Here is a 17,542-nt window from a genome sequence, read left to right on the forward strand (position 1 = left end):
GGTGATGTCAGCCCGCGACGTTGACCCGCGGCCTCGCCCGCGGGCTTTTTGCTGCGCCTTGAGGTTGGGTCGCCTGCCTGCGTCCATACACGCGTTATGGGTCTCCAGCGGTCGCTGCCCGCGTGGTTTAGAATCGATGGATCACGTCATCGCGCCTCACTGCCATTCCCATGCCCTACAAGACCATTGAAGACACGATCGGCAATACACCGCTCGTGCAACTCGTTCGCCTGCCGGACGACGAAATCCGCGCTCGCAATAACGTCATTCTCGCGAAGCTCGAAGGCAACAACCCGGCTGGGTCGGTGAAGGACCGCCCGGCGCTCTCGATGATCCGCAAAGCTGAAGAGCGCGGCCGCATCAAGCCGGGCGACACGCTGATCGAAGCGACGAGCGGCAATACGGGCATTGCGCTCGCCATGGCGGCGGCTATCCGCGGCTACAAGATGGTGCTCATCATGCCGGAGGACCTCTCGGTCGAGCGCCGCCAGAGCATGGCCGCGTACGGCGCCGAAATCATGCTCACGCCGGTCAAGGGCGGCATGGAATATGCGCGCGACCTCGCCGAGCAAATGCAGCGCGACGGCAAGGGCATCATCCTCGACCAGTTCGCCAACCCCGACAATCCGCTTGCGCATTACGAGACCACTGGCCCGGAAATCTGGCGCGACACCGAAGGGCGCATCACGCACTTCGTTTCGTCGATGGGCACGACTGGCACGATCATGGGCACGTCCCAGTTCCTGAAGGAAAAGAATCAGGCCATCGAGATCGTGGGCGCGCAGCCGGAAGAAGGCTCGCGCATTCCGGGCATCCGCAAGTGGCCCGAAGCGTATATGCCGAAGATTTTCGACCGCAGCCGCGTGGATCGCGTGGAGAACGTGAGCCAGGCCGCCGCCGAGAACATGGCGCGCCGTCTGGCCTCGGTCGAAGGCATTTTCGCGGGGATTTCGTCGGGCGGCGCATGCGAGGTGGCGATGCGTCTTGCGCGCCAGCTCGAGAACGCGACGATCGTGTTCATCGTCTGCGATCGCGGTGACCGCTATCTCTCGACCGGTGTGTTTCCCGCTTGATTGAAGCGTAGATGCAAAAACGGCCTTCGGGGTTTTCCGAAGGCCGTTTTGTTTTGTGCCGCTGAAATTAGTCTTGCTGTGCGGGTGGCGTCGTGCCCGTACCATTAGGGGCGCTGTTTATGTCGTTGCCGCCATTGCCACCATTCCCGCCATTTCCGTTCGCCGGGCCCACGCCCACGCCCGGCTGCGTCGCCAGCATCTGCGCCTTCACGCGCATACCGAGCTGATACACCGCGAGCGCATAGAAGAAGCTACGGTTATAGCGCGTGAGCACATAGAAGTTCTTGAGCCCCAGCTTGTACTCGGTCCCGCGGCCCGGCGTAGGCAGGTCGATCACCGTGATAGGCGTGCTCGCCTCGGCGCCGATGTCCACGTCCGGCTGATCGAGCACGAGACCTGAGCGCAGCAACTGGCTAAGCGGCCAGCGCGGTTCCGGCTTGCCGTCCGCAGCTGCCTGTGCAATGCCGAGGCTGCCTGCATCGGTGGCGATTTTCCACACTACGGGCCGGCCCGACTCCCAGCCGTTCTGCCGCAGATAGTTCGCCACGCTGCCGATCGCGTCGGCCGTGCTCGCGCGCAGGTCGATGTGATTGTTGCCCTCGTAGTCCACCGCATACTGCACGATGCTGCTCGGCAGGAACTGCGGAATGCCGATTGCGCCTGTGTACGAGCCGAGCACCGACGACGGATCGATTTGCGCGTCGCGCGTCCACACGAGGTAGTCCTCGAGATTCTTGCGGAACGTTGCCATGCGCTCCGCGCGATTCGGCGTGTTCGGATAGTCGAAGGCGAGCGTGGTCAGCGCGTCGAGCACACGGAAGTTGCCCATGTAGCGGCCGTAGATCGTCTCCACGCCGATGATGCCGACGATCACCTCGGGCGGCACGCCAAACTCTTCCGAGGCGCGCTGCAGCGTGGCCTGGTTCGCGCGCCAGAAGCGCACACCCGCATTGATGCGCACTGGGTCGAGGAAGCGGGCCTGATACGCGCGCCAGTTCTTCACGCCCGGAACGGGCGAGGGCGTAACGAGCTTGACCGCCGTCGCCGAATAGTTCGCGCTCGCGAAGAGCGCGTGCAGCGCCGTGGGATCGAAGTCGTAGCGCGCCACCATGTCGTTGATGAAGCCGTCGACGTCCGGGTTGTTGGCGTAGCGCTGCGGAACGATTTCCTCCTCGAACGTCTGGCCCTGCGTCGGCGTTTGCGGCTGTGCCTGCGCGAGGGTGAGCGGCGTCTGTCGCGATTTCGGCGCGGCAGTTTGCGCGCGCGCCGCGCCGGTGCACAACGACGCCGCAACGCAAAGCGCGAGTGCGAGGGTCGTGCGACGTGGGCGGCTGGAGGCGGACAGAGCGGTCTTGAGCGTCATGAGCGAGAAGGGGGGGAGAGCGGTCCAGGAAGAACCCGGGCAGTATAACCGAGCGCCTTACGGGAATTGGGCCGTTGCGCGCCGGCGTGGCGCGTGAGCACCAGGTCGCTGTGGTAACGTGGTGTCTGTTCGCGCGCCGGCCGGCGCGCCGCCAGACAAAAGACAGAAGGAGACCCGCGGCCGCGCGCATTCGCGAAGCCCGCGGCCAGTGCGACTCATGACGACCGGTTTCTTCTCTCACCCCGATTTCCTGCTGCACGAGATGGGCGAATGGCATCCCGAATGCCCCGCGCGTCTGCAGGCCATCGAAGACCAGCTGATCGCGAGCCGCATCGACGCGCTGATCGAGCGCGACGAATCCGCGCCGCTCGCGACCGAGGCGGAGCTGCTGCGCGTCCACACCCAGGCGCACATCGACTTCATCCGCAACACGGCGCCCAAGGAAGGCTACGCGAGCATCGACCCCGACACGCTGATGAATCCGCACACGTGGCAGGCGGCGCTGCGTGCAGCGGGTGCCGCGATCGCGGCCACCGACGCGGTGATCGCAGGGCGCTACGAGAACGCGTTCTGCAGCGTGCGCCCGCCGGGCCATCATGCGGAACCCGCTCGCGCAATGGGCTTTTGCTTCTTCAACAACATAGCGGTCGCGGCGCGCCATGCACTCGACGTCCATGGCCTCCAACGCGTGGCGATCGTCGATTTCGACGTGCACCACGGCAACGGCACCGAGGCGGCGTTCGCGGGCGATTCGCGCGTGCTGATGTGCAGCTTCTTCCAGCATCCGTTCTATCCGTACACGGGGGCCGAGAACCCCGCGCCGAATATGGTCAATCTGCCGATCGCGGCGCGCACGAAGGGCATGGAAGTGCGCGAGGCCATCGACATCATGTGGCTGCCGCGTCTGCATGAGTTCAAGCCGGAGATGGTGTTCGTCTCGGCGGGCTTCGACGCGCATCGCGAAGACGACCTCGGCAACATGGGCCTCGTGGAGGACGACTTCGCGTGGATCACGGAACAGATTCGTGAGATCGCGGGCCGCTATGCGAAGGGGCGCATCGTGAGCAGCCTCGAGGGCGGCTATAACCTTTCGGCGCTTGGCCGCAGCGTGGTGGCGCATTTGCGCGCGCTGGCGGATATCTAGGCGGCCGTTGCCGCACACATTCGAACGAAGGAGACACGCATCGTGAGTGCCATTCCCTCCTTATCGCCATCGCTCATCGAGCTCACGCGCGACGCTTACGGCGTGCCCGGCGTCGTGCGCCTCACGCTGAATCGCCCGGATGCATTCAACGCGCTTTCCGAAGCGCTCATCGACGCCGTGCAGACCGAACTCGCCGCGCTGGCGACATCCGACGCGCGCGTGATCGTGATCGCAGCGGCGGGGCGCGCGTTCTGCGCGGGTCACGATCTGAGGGAAATGCGCGCGGCGCCCTCGCACGAGTACTACGCGAAGCTGTTCGAGCGCTGCTCGAAGATGATGCTGGCCATTCAAAAGATGCCGCAGCCCGTGATCGCGCGCGTGCAGGGCGTGGCGACGGCGGCGGGCTGCCAGCTCGTCGCGATGTGCGATCTGGCAGTGGCAGCGGATTCGGCGCGCTTTGCCGTATCGGGCATCAATCTCGGGCTTTTTTGTTCGACGCCGGCTGTCCCGCTCTCGCGCAACGTTTCGCGCAAGGCGGCGTTCGAAATGCTCATGACGGGCGAATTCATCGACGCCGAAAAAGCGCTGCGAGAAGGCCTCGTGAACCGCGTCGTACCCGCCGACGAACTCGACGCCGCCGTGACCGCGCTAGCCGCGAGCATCTGCGCGAAGCCGCGCGAGGCGGTCGAGGCAGGCAAGGGGCTCTTCTACCGGCAACTCGACATGGGCATCGAAGCCGCGTACCAACTGGCCGGGCAGACCATGGCCTGCAACATGATGACCGACCCTGCGCTCGACGGCGTGCAGGCTTTCATCGAGAAACGCGGCGCGAAGTAACGCGTGGCCAGTCGCGCCTCGCCGGTCAGCAGTGCCGGTCGATCCAGTCGATCAGCGCGCCGATCACGCGCTCGCGATCGAGGTCGTTGAGCGTTTCGTGGAAGCTGCCTTCATAGAGCGTGAGCGTGCGATCGGGCGATCCCACGTTCGCGCCGAATGCGCGGCTGCCGTCGGGTTCGGTGAGCTTGTCCTCGGTGCCATGCCAGATCAGCACGGGTAGCCGCAATTGCGCGCGGCCCGCCTCGATGCGCTTCATCGCTTCCAGCAATTGCGCCCCCGTGCGGGCGGGAATCGCGCCGTGATGCACGAGCGGATCGACGCGATTGGCTTCGACCACGGCGGAATCGCGCGCGAGCAGGGCCGCGTCGATCTTCATGGCCGGAAAGGTCGGCCAGATCGCGCTGATCACGCGGCTTGCGGCGATCATCCACGCGGGCACGTCGCGGCCGGGCGCGAGCGCCGCGCTCGAAAGCAGCAGGCCCGCGAGCGGCACACGCGTCTGCGGCAGGCGCTCTACGGCATACAGCGCCGCGATTGCGCCGCCCATGCTGTGGCCCATCAGGAAGAGCGGTGTGCCCTGTTTCGCGCATTGCGCGCTCGCGTGGGCGAGGAGCGCCTCGGCGTCGTCGAGATATTCGTCGACGCGCGCAACCCAGGTGCGTCGGCCAGGCGCGTGCCCATGACCGCGCAGATCGATAGCGTAGACATCGATGCCCACAGCGTTTAGCCGAGCGGCGAGCGCCGCATAGCGTCCGGCGTGTTCGGCGAGGCCGTGAATCAGCGCGATGGCCGCGCGCGACGGCGCGCTCGCGCGCCAGACATAGAGCGGCAGATCGACGCCGTCACGCGTACGCAGCGTCGATTGTCCGGTGGACTCGGGCGCATTGGCTGAAACAGCCGTGCCGATGTTCTGACTGGTCTCCATCTCGCTCCCTGATTGGGCGGTTCGTTTTCGGTATCAGTCTGTCGGGAGCAGTGTAGCGGCCGGACGAGCGGCGCCGCGCTGCCAGGACCCTCTAATGCAAATGGGTTATGAAATTATCGAAATTGATTATTAAAAGGAATTTTGCGTGCCAGGGTAAAATGCACGCTTAAATCCAGTCCATCAAACGGCGGCTGTCTGCCGGCGCGACGCGTTTTCCGAAGATCCGAAAGGTGCGGTCAATGCGAGCGGCGCGCGGCACACCCGCCGTTTTGCTTTTTTCCATGATCGAAATTCGAAACGTGTCCCAGCGCTTCGCCGGCCCACAAGGCTGGATCGAGGCGCTGCACAACGTCAATCTGACGATTCCGCCGGGCGAAGTGTTCGGCATCATCGGGCGCAGCGGCGCAGGCAAGAGCACGCTCGTGCGCACCATCAATCTGCTCACGCGGCCGAGCGAAGGCGACATCGTCGTCAACGGACGCACGCTCACGTCGCTCTCGTCGGCCGACCTGCGCGAAGCGCGCCGCGAGATCGGCATGATCTTCCAGCACTTCAACCTGCTGTCGTCGCGCACGGTGTTCGACAACGTTGCGCTGCCGCTGGAGTTGGCAGGCGTCAAGCGCGCCGAGATCGAAGCGACGGTGTTGCCGCTGCTCGAACTCGTTGGCCTGACCGCGCAGAAAGACCGCTATCCCTCGCAGATCAGCGGCGGGCAGAAGCAGCGCGTGGGCATTGCGCGCGCGCTCGCGAGCAAGCCGAAGGTGCTGCTTTCGGATGAGGCGACCTCGGCGCTCGACCCCGAAACCACGCGCGCGATTCTCGACCTGCTGCGCAAGATCAATCGCGAACTGAACCTGACCATCGTGATGATCACGCACCAGATGGAAGTCATCAAACAGGTCTGCGACCGCGTGGCCGTGCTCGATGCGGGTCGCGTGGTGGAAAGCGGTCCCGTGATCGACGTGTTCTTGCAACCGCGCCATGAAGTCACACGCGCGCTGCTCGGCGACGTGATCGCCCAGGAGTTGCCGCCCGCGCTCAAGGCGCGCGTGGCCGAACATCTCGCGAAGGGCAGTGGCCATTTGCTGCGCCTCGCGTTCAAGGGCACCGGTGTCGACCAGCCGGTGCTCTCGGAAACGATTCGCCGCTTCGAACTCGATTTCAACATCCTGCACGGCCAGATCGACGAGATCCAGGGGCAGGCGTTCGGCTCGCTCGCGGTGCTCGCGGGCGGCGATCCGGTGAAGGTGGCGCAGGCCATTGCATGGCTGCGCGAGCAAGGCGTCGTGGTGGAGGAACTGTCCCATGTGGAGTGAAATGTTCGACATGTTCGTCCAGTCGTTCTGGGAGACGCTCGTCATGGTGGGCATCTCGGGACTTGTGGGCGCGGCCGTCGGCCTGCCGCTCGGCGTGCTGCTCTATCTCACCGACCGCAATGGCGTGCTGCAGAACATCGCTGCGAATCGTGTGATGGGCGTGATCGTCAATGCCGTGCGTTCCACGCCATTCATCATCTTGCTCGTCGCGGTGATTCCGTTCACGCGTCTCGTGGTGGGCTCGTCGATCGGCACGGCAGCGGCCGTCGTGCCGCTCACCATTGCCGCTGCGCCGTTCATCGCGCGACTCGTGGAAACGGCGCTGCGCGAAGTCGATCGCGGCCTGATCGAAGCCGCCCAGGCCATGGGCGCGAGCACGAGCCAGATCGTCTTCAAGGTGCTGCTGCCCGAGTCGCTGCCCGGTGTGGTGGCGGGGCTCACCATCACGTTCATCTCGCTTGTCGGCTATTCGGCGATGGCGGGTGCGATCGGCGGCGGCGGTCTTGGCGACCTCGGCATCCGCTACGGCTATCAGCGCTTCGAACCCGAAGTCATGCTGATCGTGGTCGTGATCCTGATCGTGTTCGTGCAGCTCGTGCAGTCGTTCGGCGACTGGCTCGTGCGGCGCCTGAGTCATAAATAAGCCTTAAAACAGCCGGTTTTTCGATCAACATAACTACACAAGACAAAGGTTTGGTATGCAACGTCGTTTCATGATCCGGCTCGCGGCGGCGCTTGGCGCGGCTTCGCTCATCGCACCGTTCGCGGCTCACGCGGAGGAAACCATCAAGGTGGGCGTGACGGGCGGCCCACACGAGCAGGTGATGGAAGTCGTGAAGAGCGTGGCCGCGAAGAACGGCCTGAACATCAAGATCGTCGAGTTTTCCGACTACGTGCAGCCGAACGCGGCGCTTGCAGGCGGCGACCTCGACGCCAACAGCTACCAGCACGCGCCGTATCTCGACGCGCAGGTGAAGGATCGCGGTTACAAGCTCATCAAGATCGCGGACACGGTCACGTTCCCGATGGGCATCTACTCGAAGAAGATCAAATCGCTCTCCGAACTGAAGCCGGGCGCTCGCATCGCGGTGCCGAATGATCCGACAAATGGCGGCCGTGCGCTGCTGCTGTTGCAGAGCCAGGGTCTCATCAAGTTGCGCGCCGACGCTGGGTTGAAGGCGACGCCGCTCGACATCGTGGAAAACCCCAGGAAGCTGAAGATCGTCGAACTGGATGCCGCACAGATTCCGCGCTCGCTCGACGACGTGGACGCCGCGGCGATCAACACGAACTTCGCCATGCAAGCGGGTCTGAAGCCGAAACAGGACGCGATCGCAATCGAAGACCCGAAGGGGCCCTACGTGAATATCATCGCGATCCGCGAAGCCGATCGCAACAAGCCGTGGGTGGCGAAACTGGTGGCCGCGTACCACTCGCCTGAGGTGAAGCAGTACATTGAAACGAAGTTCGGTGGGGCGGTCATCACCTCCTGGTAGGACCCCGCCATGCCGTGAAATTAGAGATATTTTTCGGCGCCCGGGCTTGATGCCCGGGTTTTTTCCACCGTAAAATCGCACGATCGTTCGCTACTGACGACCGGGGTGCGGCAGCGGTGGTTCGTAAAAATTGCTGGTGGCAGATCGGCCCGACAGGGCTATCGCTATAATGTCCGCCAGGTTGACGTATTCGTAACTTCGGAGCATGTGAATGAAAGTCCTTGTGCCAGTCAAACGCGTAGTCGATTACAACGTGAAGGTTCGTGTGAAGTCGGATGGCACGGGCGTCGACATCGCCAACGTGAAGATGTCGATGAACCCGTTCGACGAAATCGCTGTGGAAGAAGCGGTGCGTCTGAAGGAAGCGGGCGTGGCGACGGAAGTCATCGCCGTTTCGGCGGGCGTCACGCAAGCGCAGGAAACGCTGCGCACGGCGCTGGCGATCGGCGCGGACCGCGCGATCCTCATCGAGTCGAACGAAGACCTCCAGCCGCTGGCCGTCGCCAAGCTCCTGAAGGCGCTGGTCGACAAGGAACAGCCGCAGCTCGTGATCCTCGGCAAGCAGGCCATCGACGACGATTCGAACCAGACCGGCCAGATGCTCGCCGCGCTGGCAAACCTGCCGCAAGCCACGTTTGCTTCGAAGGTCGTGGTCGCCGATGGCAAGGCTACCGTGTCGCGCGAAGTGGATGGCGGCGCGGAAACGCTGTCGCTCAAGCTGCCCGCAGTCGTCACGACGGACCTGCGCCTGAACGAGCCGCGCTACGTCACGCTGCCGAACATCATGAAGGCGAAGAAGAAGCCGCTCGAAACGCTCAAGCCGGAAGACCTGGGCGTCGACGTCACGCCGCGTCTGAAGACGCTGAAGGTAGCCGAGCCGCCCAAGCGTAGCGCAGGCGTGAAGGTGCCGGACGTGAAGACGCTGGTCGAGAAGCTGAAGACGGAAGCCAAGGTGCTGTAAGGAGCGAGACGAAAATGACGAATCTGGTGAATCTGGTAATAGCTGAACACGACAATCACTCGATCAAGGCCGCGACGCTGAACACGGTTGCAGCAGCACAGAAGATTGGCGGCGACGTGCACGTGCTGGTCGCGGGCCACAACGCCCAGGCCGCAGCAGACGCAGCTGCGAAGATCGCAGGCGTGGCGAAGGTGCTGCTCGCCGACGCGCCGCAACTCGAACAGGGTCTCGCGGAAAACGTTGAAGCGACGGTTCTGGCGATTGCAAAGAACTACACGCACATCCTGGCTCCGGCCACGGCAGCGGGCAAGAACGTCACGCCGCGTATCGCCGCGAAGCTCGACGTTGCGCAGATCAGCGACATCACCGCGGTGGATTCGCCGGACACGTTCGAGCGTCCGATCTACGCGGGCAATGCGATCGCGATCGTTCAGTCGGTCGATCCGGTCAAGGTCATCACGGTCCGCACGACGGGCTTCGACCCGGTTGCGGCCGAAGGCGGCAGCGCAGCAGTCGAGAAGATCGAAGCCGCAGCAGACAGCGGTCTCTCGCAGTTCGTGAGCCGCGAAGTCACGAAGCTCGACCGTCCGGAACTCACGAGCGCGAAGGTCATCGTCTCGGGTGGCCGGGGTCTGGGCAGCGGCGAGAACTACACGAAGGTTCTGGAACCGCTCGCCGACAAGCTCAACGCCGCACTGGGCGCATCGCGCGCAGCCGTGGACGCGGGCTACGTTCCGAACGACTTCCAGGTCGGCCAGACGGGCAAGATCGTCGCGCCGCAACTGTATGTGGCCGTGGGCATCTCGGGCGCGATCCAGCACCTGGCCGGCATGAAGGACTCGAAGGTCATCGTCGCGATCAACAAGGACGAAGAAGCACCGATCTTCAGCGTGGCCGACTACGGTCTCGTGGGCGATCTGTTCACGGTCGTGCCGGAACTCGTGAAGGAACTCGGCTGAAGCTGGCCGGTGTATCTAGCGAAGAGCGCCGCGATCATGATTGAACGCGCGGCGTGAGACGAAGCAACAAAGGGGCGCCGCGGCGCCCCTTTGTTATTTGAATCGCAGGGGAGGAGACTGAAATGTACCAGGCGCCCACGAGCGACATGCTGTTCGTCATGAAAGAACTGGCCGGCCTCGAAGAGATCGCGAAGCTGCCAGGCTGCGAAGACGCCACGCCCGAAACCGTCGAAGCGGTGCTGCACGAAGCCGCGAAGCTATGCGGCGAAGTGCTCGAGCCGCTGAACGCCGAAGGCGACCGCAATCCGAGCCGCTGGGATAGCGGCAACGTGCACGCCACGCCCGGTTTCAAGGCGGCATTCCGGCAATACGTGGAAGGCGGATGGCAAGGCGTGCAACATCCTCAGGAATACGAAGGACAGGGCTTGCCGAAGCTCGTCGGCACGCCGTGCGTGGAAATGCTCAATGCGGCGAATCTCTCGTTCGCGCTGTGTCCGCTGCTCACCGACGGCGCGATTGAAGCACTCCTCACTGCGGGCAGCGAAGCGCAAAAGGAGCGCTTCGTGCCGAAGCTCATATCCGGCGACTGGACCGGCACGATGAACCTTACCGAACCGCAGGCGGGTTCGGACCTCGCAGCGGTACGCACGCGCGCCGAACCGCAAGGCGACGGCACATACAAGGTGTTCGGCACGAAGATCTTCATCACGTGGGGCGAGCACGACATGGCGGAGAACATCGTCCATCTCGTACTTGCGCGCACACCCACCGCGCCCGAAGGCGTGAAGGGCATCTCGCTCTTCATCGTGCCGAAGTTTCTCGTGGGCGATGATGGCTCGCTTGGCGCGCGTAACGATGTGCATTGCGTGTCGATCGAACACAAGCTCGGCATCAAGGCGAGCCCGACCGCCGTGCTGCAGTTCGGCGACCATGGCGGCGCGATTGGCCAGTTGATCGGCGAAGAGAATCGCGGCCTCGAATACATGTTCATCATGATGAACGCGGCGCGCTTTGCGGTGGGCATGCAAGGCGTGGCCGTATCCGATCGCGCGTACCAGAAGGCGCTCGCCTATGCGAAGGAGCATGTGCAGAGCCGCCCGGTGGACGGTTCCGCGAAAGCGGCGGTGAGCATCATCCATCACCCCGACGTGCGCCGTATGCTCGCGACGATGCGCGCGCTCACCGAAGCCGCGCGTGCGCTCGCCTACGTGGCGGCGGGCGAGAGCGACCGCGCGAATGGCGACCCCGACGAGGCGGCGCGCGCACGGCATCAGGCGCGCTACGAATACCTCGTGCCGATCGTGAAGGGCTGGAGCACGGAACTCGCGCTTGAAGTGACGAGCCTGGGCGTCCAGGTGCATGGCGGCATGGGGTTCATCGAGGAGACGGGCGCGGCACAGTTTTATCGTGACGCGCGCATTTTGCCGATCTACGAGGGGACGACGGCGATCCAGGCGAACGACCTCATCGGGCGCAAGACGCTGCGCGACGGCGGCACAGCGGCAAAGGCACTGCTCGCCGATATCGCGCAGACCGTCGACGCGCTAGCCGGGCAACAAGGCGCGGCGTTCGAGTCGATGCGCAAGCATCTCGCGCTCGGTAGCGAGGCGCTGGCGTCGGCCGTGGACTTTGTGCTCGCGAAGGCGAAGAGCGATCCGAACGCGGTGTTCGCGGGCAGCGTGCCTTATCTGAAGTTGGCGGGCATCGTGCTGGGCGGCTGGCAGATGGCGCGCGCCATGCTCGCCTCGCAGCGTCTCATGCAGGCCGATCCGAAGTTCCATGGCGCGAAGATCGCCACTGCGCAGTTCTTTGCGCAACACGTCTTGCCGCAGGCGGTGGCACTCGAAGCGGCGATTGTCAGCGCGAACGGCAGCGAGGGTGTGCTGGCGCTGACGGAGGATCAGTTCTGATGCCGCACTAACCTGCGCGAGAAATGAAACACGGCGCCCTGGAGGCGCCGTGTTCGTTTAGGCTGTGAGGCGTGCGCGCATCAGGCGTATGCCGGGCGATGCGAGCCCTGCGTGTCGCCGAGATAGCGATGGACCGAAAGATCGTCGGCGCGGATGGCCGGTTGCTTGCCCGAGATCAGGTCGGCGAGCAACTGGCCCGAACCGCACGACATCGTCCAGCCGAGCGTGCCGTGACCCGTGTTCAGGAACAGGTTCGAGATCGGCGTACGGCCGACGACCGGCGTGCCGTCCGGCGTCATCGGGCGCAGGCCGGTCCAGAACGTGGCCTTCGTCGTGTCGCCGCCGCCCGGGAACAGGTCGTTCACGCACATTTCGAGCGTTTCGCGACGGGCTTGCTTGAGCGTCTTGTCGAAGCCGACGATCTCGGCCATGCCGCCTACGCGGATGCGGTCGTCGAAGCGCGTGATCGCGATCTTGTAGGTTTCGTCGAGCACGGTCGACACCGGCGCGGCGCTCGCGTTCACGATCGGCGCGGTGATCGAATAGCCCTTGAGCGGATAGACCGGAATCTTCACGAGGCCATCGAGCATCTTCGTCGAGAACGAGCCGAGCGCGACCACGAACGAATCCGCGCGCACGAGTTCGCTGCCGCATTGCACGCCCGCGATACGGTCGCCCTGCATGGCAAGGCCGTCGATCGGCGTGTTGTAGCGGAACTTCACGCCCAGTTGTTCGGCCATCGCGGCGAGGCGCGTGGTGAACATCTGGCAGTCGCCGGTTTCATCGCCGGGCAGACGCAGGCCGCCCGTGAGCTTGCCCGACACCGCGGCGAGCGCGGGTTCGGCGCGGCCGAGTTCGGCTGCGGTGAGGAGTTCGTACGGAACGTTCGCGTCCTTCAGAACGGCGATGTCCTTCGCCGCGCCTTCGAACTGCTGCTGCGTACGGAACACCTGGAGCGTGCCGCCCGTGCGGCCTTCGTACTGAATGCCCGTGTCGGCGCGCAGCGCTTGCAGACAGTCGCGGCTGTATTCGGCGAGGCGCACCATGCGGCCTTTGTTGAGCGCATAGCGTTCGGCCGTGCAGTTCTGCAGCATCTGCCACATCCACTGCAGCTGGAATTTCGTGCCGTCGAGGCGAATGGCGAGCGGCGCGTGCTTCTCGAACATCCACTTGATTGCCTTGAGCGGGACGCCTGGTGCTGCCCACGGCGCGGCGTAGCCCGGCGAGATCTGGCCGGCGTTGGCAAAACTGGTTTCGAGTGCGGGACCGGCCTCGCGGTCGATCACCGTGACTTCGTGGCCCGCGCGGGCGAGATACCAGGCGCTGGCCACACCGACCACACCACTGCCCAACACGACGACTCGCATAGCTGCTCCATATAGATTCGTTGAGCTACGCCGCGTTGCCGGTGCCCAGGAAGCGGTGTTTTGGCACCGATAGGGTGGAAGGCATGAAAATTCGGGTGTAGCCAGTATTTGTAGCTATGCTATTGTTGTATGGCTAGGTTTTGTTATCGTATTTTTCAGATTTTCGGAAAGAAATCATGAGAACGCAGCGCCAACCGGTCCGCGCGCTCGACCGGCTCGATCACCGCATCCTGAAACTGCTCCAGGAAGACGGCCGCATGGCCATGAAAGACCTCGCGGAGCAGGTCGGGCTCTCGGTCACGCCGTGCATCGAGCGGGTGAAGCGCATGGAGCGCGACGGCGTCATCACGGGCTACTTCGCGCGCGTGAATCCCTCGGTGCTGGGCGCGGCGCTGCTCGTGTTCGTGGAGATCACGCTCGACCACAAGAGCGGCAACATGTTCGACCAGTTCCGGCGCGAGGTGCAGAAGATTCCCGAAGTGCTGGAGTGTCATCTCGTCTCGGGCGACTTCGACTATCTGATCAAGGCGCGCATTGGCGAGATGGCCGACTACCGCAAGCTGCTCGGCGACATCCTTTTGCAACTGCCCGGCGCGGTGCAGTCCAAGAGCTACGTGGTGATGGAAGAGATCAAGGAGACGCTGACCATCGCTGTGGGTGAATGAGCGGCTGAAAGTGCCCCGTTTTTAGGACTCGACAACGCGGCTCAGTACTGTATATTTATACAGTACTGAGCCGCGTTTTTTCATGTCCATTCCGCTCTCGCCGTGACCGACTCCCATCACCCCGATCCCGACACGTGGTATCCCGTCGCGCCGCCCACGGCGCGCAAGGGGCGCGGTGCGGTCACGAACCTGCAAGGGCGCTACGAAGTCGATCAGCGCGAAGCGTTCGACGACGGTTGGCAACAGGCGGGCGAAGGCGAGGAGGGCCATGGCGATGAAACCGGCGAGCCCAGGCTACGCACCGAAGTCTTCGAAGAGCGCGCGAAAAGCATCCTCACGCGCAACCAGTCGCCGGACATTCCGTTCAACGTCTCTCTCAATCCCTATCGCGGCTGCGAGCACGGCTGCATCTATTGCTTCGCGCGGCCCACGCACAGCTATCTCGGCCTCTCGCCGGGGCTCGATTTCGAAAGCCGTATCTACGCGAAGGTGAATGCCGCGGAACTGCTCGCGCGCGAGATTGCGAAGCCGTCATACGAGCCCGAGCCGATCGCGCTGGGTGTGAACACCGACGCCTGGCAGCCGGCGGAGCGCGACATGCGCATCACGCGGCGCGTGGTGGAGGTGCTGGCCGAGCGCCAGCATCCGTTCGCGGCCATCACGAAGTCGTCGTTGATCGAGCGCGATCTCGACCTGCTCGCGCCGATGGCCGCACGCAAGCAGTTCATGGCGGCCATTACAATCACCACGCTCGACGCCGATATCGCGCGATCGCTCGAACCGCGCGCGGCCACGCCTGCGCGCCGGCTGCGCACCATCCGCACCTTGGCAGAAGCGGGCGTGCCGGTGGGCGTGAGCATCGCGCCCGTGATCCCTTTCGTGACCGAGCCCGACATGGAGCGCGTGCTCGAAGCCTGCGCCGAGGCCGGCGCAACGAGTGCGAGCTATATCGTGCTGCGCCTGCCGTGGGAGGTCGCGCCGCTCTTCCAGGACTGGCTGGCGGCGCACTTCCCGCAGCGCGCGGAGCGTGTGATGAGCCGCGTGCGCGACATGCGCGGCGGCAAGGACTACGAGTCGGCGTTTTCGCAGCGCATGAAGGGCACGGGGCTTTGGGCCGACCTGCTCAAGCAGCGCTTTCACAATGCCGTGAAGCACCTCGGCCTCAATGAGCGCCGCCACGGCATTCTCGACATGTCGGCGTTCGTGCAGTCGAAGACGGTACGCGAGAAGCCGCAACTCGACCTGTTCTGAACTGTTACTGCGGGATTTACTGCGAGATGGCCTTCGCGGCCTCGACCTGAGACTCGAAGTACGTCTGGAACGAGAGCGCGAGTCCTGTCATCAGCAGGAACGCGCCGATCAGCAGCGAGAAGATCACGACGAAGATCACCGTCCAGCCCGAGCGGCTCGTGCGGCCCTTCTCAACGAACGCGGCGTTGAACTGCGCGTCCCATCTGGCGTCGGGGCGCAGCCCGTAGACGATCGCCGCCAGAAACGCCGAGATGACCGACGCCGCACCGATCACGGCGAGCACCCAGCCCGGAATCGAGGCGCGTTCGGTTGCAACGAGCAGCATCACGCCCGGAATGCCGATGAGCGTGCCGAGCAGATGCGCCCAGCCCCACACGTCGCGCGGGCCGTACAGATAGAAGCGGTGTGCGCCGAGGCTGCCAAACAGGAAGGCGAGGGCGGCGGTGAGCGTCTTGGAGCGAAAGCGTGCGGGGTTCTTGTCGTTGGGCATGGGCTCGGGCGAAACGTGGTCGTTCGGCCGTCATGGGCGCATCACGTCATCGCACACGGGCCGCCGGGCATTGTATGCCGCGCGCCAGGCTTGCAGCACAAGCGCACGCTTATGCCCGGCACCATGCCCGAGGCTCAGGGCCTGACGTAAGTCACGCGATAAATCGCGCCCGCATAGTCGTCGCTGATGAGGAGCGAGCCGTCGGGCAGCGGCAGCACGTCGGCCGGGCGGCCCCACTGGGTCTCGTCGGCGTTGAGCCAGCCCTGCGCGAATACTTCCTGCCGTGCGTTCGTGCCTTCGGGGTTGGCGCTCACGCGCACCACGCGATAGCCGACCTTCTTGCTGCGGTTCCATGAGCCGTGCTCGGCGATGAAAATGCTGTTCTTGTAGTCGGCCGGGAACATGGAACCGGTGTAGAAGCGCATGCCGAGCGACGCGACGTGCGCGCCGAGTTTGAGAACCGGGGGCGTAAAGCCGCTGCACGGATGGCCTGCGCCGAACTCGGGGTCGGCGACATTGCCGCCGTGACAATACGGAAAGCCGAAGTCCTCGCCGGTGTGCGTGAGGCGGTTGAGCTTGTCGTCGGGGATGTCGTCGCCGAGCATGTCTCGGCCGTTGTCGGTGAACCAGAGTTCGTGCGTCTGCGGATGCCAGGCGAAGCCGACCGTGTTGCGCACGCCGCGCGCGATGGTCTCGTAGTGCGAGCCGTCGGGGTCCATGCGGCCGATCATCGCGAAATGCACGCGCTGCGGGTCGCTGGCCGGCAGGCAGACGTTGCACGGCGCGCCTTGCGGCACGTAGAGCTTGCCGTCGGGCCCGAAAGCGATGAACTTCCAGCCGTGATGGCGCTCGGTCGGCAGCGAACCGGTGACGACTACGGCTTTGGGTGGATCGTCGAGATGACGGTCGATGTCGTCGAGGCGCACGATCGACGACACCGCCGAGACGTACAGCGCGCCGTTGCGCCAGGCCACGCCCACCGGCATCGTCAGTCCGGAGGCCACGATATGGCGCTTTTCAGCCTTGCCGTCCTTGAGTTCGAGCGCATAGACGTCGCCGCCCATACTGCCTACATAGAGAGTGCCGTTTCCTGACAGCGTCATTTCGCGCGCGCCGGGCACGTTGGCGGAAAGCACCTCGATGTGGAATCCCGGCGGCAGTTTGATGCGCTCGATGGGAAGCGCCGCGTGGGCGAGCGGCGCCGCGAGCAGGGCGGTGGTGAAGGCGAGCCACGCCGCCGCGACGCGTCTGGCTGAAGCGCGAAACGCCAGAAAAAGGGAGCAGTTACCCACGCGGCCACCTATGCCGCGGCGCAGCCATTGCACGAGTTGTCTGAAAGTCGCCACAATTCGCTCCAGGGCCCGCCCGTCGTGGGCATGAGCCGCAGTTTGACCGCTGTGTCCTGTCGCTTTCTCAGCGCCGGCGTGCAATTTCCCGTTAAGTGTTTGTTATGCCTTCAGTTTCGGGCTATAATCGCATGTTTCAGTAGTCCCGAACCCCCGGTTTTCAAGGATTTTAGTATGGTCATCATCCGTCTGGCACGCGGCGGCTCGAAGAAGCGCCCGTTCTACAACATCGTCGCAACCGACTCGCGCAATCGTCGCGACGGCCGTTTCATCGAGCGCGTGGGCTTCTACAACCCGGTCGCTACCAAGGGTGAAACGCTGCGTATCGCTCAAGATCGCGTGACGTACTGGAAGGAAAACGGCGCGCAAATGTCGCCGGCAGTCGAGCGCCTCGTGAAGGAAGCGCAAAAGACCGCCGCCGCTGCGCCGGCTGCTTAAG

The 17,542-nt window shown here is 64.3% G+C and carries 17 protein-coding genes; 12 read left to right on the forward strand and 5 right to left on the reverse strand.

The window, feature by feature from the left end; genetic code table 11:
* Positions 1-170: 170 nt before the first annotated feature.
* Complete coding sequence (cysM, locus tag VSR72_RS30825; protein ID WP_342956054.1) at positions 171-1,073, forward strand: cysteine synthase CysM; 903 nt, start codon at positions 171-173, stop codon at positions 1,071-1,073.
* Positions 1,074-1,140: 67 nt separating this feature from the next.
* On the opposite strand, the gene mltB is transcribed toward cysM, so the two are convergent.
* Positions 1,141-2,436: a lytic murein transglycosylase B gene (gene mltB, locus VSR72_RS30830; protein WP_342956055.1), complete on the reverse strand. Its 1,296-nt coding sequence runs from the start codon at positions 2,434-2,436 to the stop codon at positions 1,141-1,143.
* Between the two features lie 217 nt (positions 2,437-2,653).
* On the opposite strand from mltB, the gene VSR72_RS30835 reads away from it, so the two are divergent.
* Both VSR72_RS30835 and VSR72_RS30840 read left to right on the forward strand, forming a co-directional pair.
* Positions 2,654-3,580 carry a histone deacetylase family protein gene (locus tag VSR72_RS30835; protein WP_342956056.1) on the forward strand — a complete coding sequence of 309 codons (927 nt, stop codon included), beginning with the start codon at positions 2,654-2,656 and terminating at the stop codon, positions 3,578-3,580.
* Positions 3,581-3,622: 42 nt separating this feature from the next.
* Positions 3,623-4,417 (forward strand): enoyl-CoA hydratase, encoded by a 795-nt coding sequence (locus VSR72_RS30840; RefSeq protein WP_342956057.1) that lies wholly within the window; start codon positions 3,623-3,625, stop codon positions 4,415-4,417.
* A 25-nt stretch (positions 4,418-4,442) separates the two neighbouring features.
* Here VSR72_RS30840 and VSR72_RS30845 read toward each other — a convergent pair whose 3' ends face one another.
* Complete coding sequence (locus VSR72_RS30845) at positions 4,443-5,273, reverse strand: lysophospholipase (RefSeq protein ID WP_342956109.1); 831 nt, start codon at positions 5,271-5,273, stop codon at positions 4,443-4,445.
* 350 nt (positions 5,274-5,623) lie between these two features.
* On the opposite strand from VSR72_RS30845, the gene VSR72_RS30850 reads away from it, so the two are divergent.
* The 6 genes from VSR72_RS30850 to VSR72_RS30875 all read left to right on the forward strand — a co-directional run bounded on the left by VSR72_RS30850 (position 5,624) and on the right by VSR72_RS30875 (position 11,984).
* Positions 5,624-6,658 (forward strand): methionine ABC transporter ATP-binding protein, encoded by a 1,035-nt coding sequence (locus tag VSR72_RS30850; RefSeq protein ID WP_342956058.1) that lies wholly within the window; start codon positions 5,624-5,626, stop codon positions 6,656-6,658.
* Entirely contained in the window at positions 6,648-7,301 is a 654-nt protein-coding gene (locus tag VSR72_RS30855) for a methionine ABC transporter permease (protein WP_342956059.1), read from the forward strand. The genes VSR72_RS30850 and VSR72_RS30855 overlap by 11 nt, the downstream gene beginning before the upstream one ends.
* Positions 7,302-7,356: 55 nt before the next feature.
* On the forward strand, positions 7,357-8,154 hold the full coding sequence (locus tag VSR72_RS30860; protein WP_342956060.1) for a MetQ/NlpA family ABC transporter substrate-binding protein: 798 nt from the start codon (positions 7,357-7,359) through the stop codon (positions 8,152-8,154).
* 211 nt (positions 8,155-8,365) lie between these two features.
* Positions 8,366-9,115 carry an electron transfer flavoprotein subunit beta/FixA family protein gene (locus VSR72_RS30865; protein ID WP_342956061.1) on the forward strand — a complete coding sequence of 250 codons (750 nt, stop codon included), beginning with the start codon at positions 8,366-8,368 and terminating at the stop codon, positions 9,113-9,115.
* Between the two features lie 23 nt (positions 9,116-9,138).
* Positions 9,139-10,074, forward strand: coding sequence for an FAD-binding protein (locus VSR72_RS30870; RefSeq protein ID WP_342956110.1), 936 nt, complete (start codon positions 9,139-9,141; stop codon positions 10,072-10,074).
* Between the two features lie 122 nt (positions 10,075-10,196).
* The gene (locus tag VSR72_RS30875; protein WP_342956062.1) at positions 10,197-11,984 is read left to right on the forward strand and encodes an acyl-CoA dehydrogenase; all 1,788 of its coding nucleotides are present in this window, start codon (positions 10,197-10,199) and stop codon (positions 11,982-11,984) included.
* Positions 11,985-12,064: 80 nt separating this feature from the next.
* On the opposite strand, the gene VSR72_RS30880 is transcribed toward VSR72_RS30875, so the two are convergent.
* Entirely contained in the window at positions 12,065-13,351 is a 1,287-nt protein-coding gene (locus VSR72_RS30880) for a D-amino acid dehydrogenase (RefSeq protein WP_342956063.1), read from the reverse strand.
* Positions 13,352-13,527: 176 nt separating this feature from the next.
* On the opposite strand from VSR72_RS30880, the gene VSR72_RS30885 reads away from it, so the two are divergent.
* Together VSR72_RS30885 and VSR72_RS30890 are read left to right on the forward strand one after the other, a co-directional pair.
* Positions 13,528-14,016 carry an Lrp/AsnC ligand binding domain-containing protein gene (locus tag VSR72_RS30885; protein ID WP_042261052.1) on the forward strand — a complete coding sequence of 163 codons (489 nt, stop codon included), beginning with the start codon at positions 13,528-13,530 and terminating at the stop codon, positions 14,014-14,016.
* A gap of 102 nt (positions 14,017-14,118) precedes the next feature.
* Positions 14,119-15,267 carry a PA0069 family radical SAM protein gene (locus VSR72_RS30890; protein WP_342956064.1) on the forward strand — a complete coding sequence of 383 codons (1,149 nt, stop codon included), beginning with the start codon at positions 14,119-14,121 and terminating at the stop codon, positions 15,265-15,267.
* 16 nt (positions 15,268-15,283) lie between these two features.
* Here the strand turns inward: VSR72_RS30890 and VSR72_RS30895 are convergent, their stop codons facing one another.
* Both VSR72_RS30895 and VSR72_RS30900 read right to left on the reverse strand, forming a co-directional pair.
* A complete protein-coding gene (locus tag VSR72_RS30895; RefSeq protein WP_342956065.1) occupies positions 15,284-15,757 on the reverse strand; it encodes an NINE protein in 474 nt (157 codons plus the stop codon).
* 134 nt (positions 15,758-15,891) lie between these two features.
* Positions 15,892-16,968, reverse strand: coding sequence for a PQQ-dependent sugar dehydrogenase (locus VSR72_RS30900; protein ID WP_342956111.1), 1,077 nt, complete (start codon positions 16,966-16,968; stop codon positions 15,892-15,894).
* Between the two features lie 309 nt (positions 16,969-17,277).
* On the opposite strand from VSR72_RS30900, the gene rpsP reads away from it, so the two are divergent.
* The gene (gene rpsP / locus VSR72_RS30905; protein WP_028206744.1) at positions 17,278-17,541 is read left to right on the forward strand and encodes a 30S ribosomal protein S16; all 264 of its coding nucleotides are present in this window, start codon (positions 17,278-17,280) and stop codon (positions 17,539-17,541) included.
* The last annotated feature ends 1 nt before the right edge of the window (position 17,542 follow it).

This window comes from Paraburkholderia sp. JHI869 (genome assembly GCF_038900775.1).
Classification (GTDB): Bacteria; Pseudomonadota; Gammaproteobacteria; order Burkholderiales; family Burkholderiaceae; genus Paraburkholderia.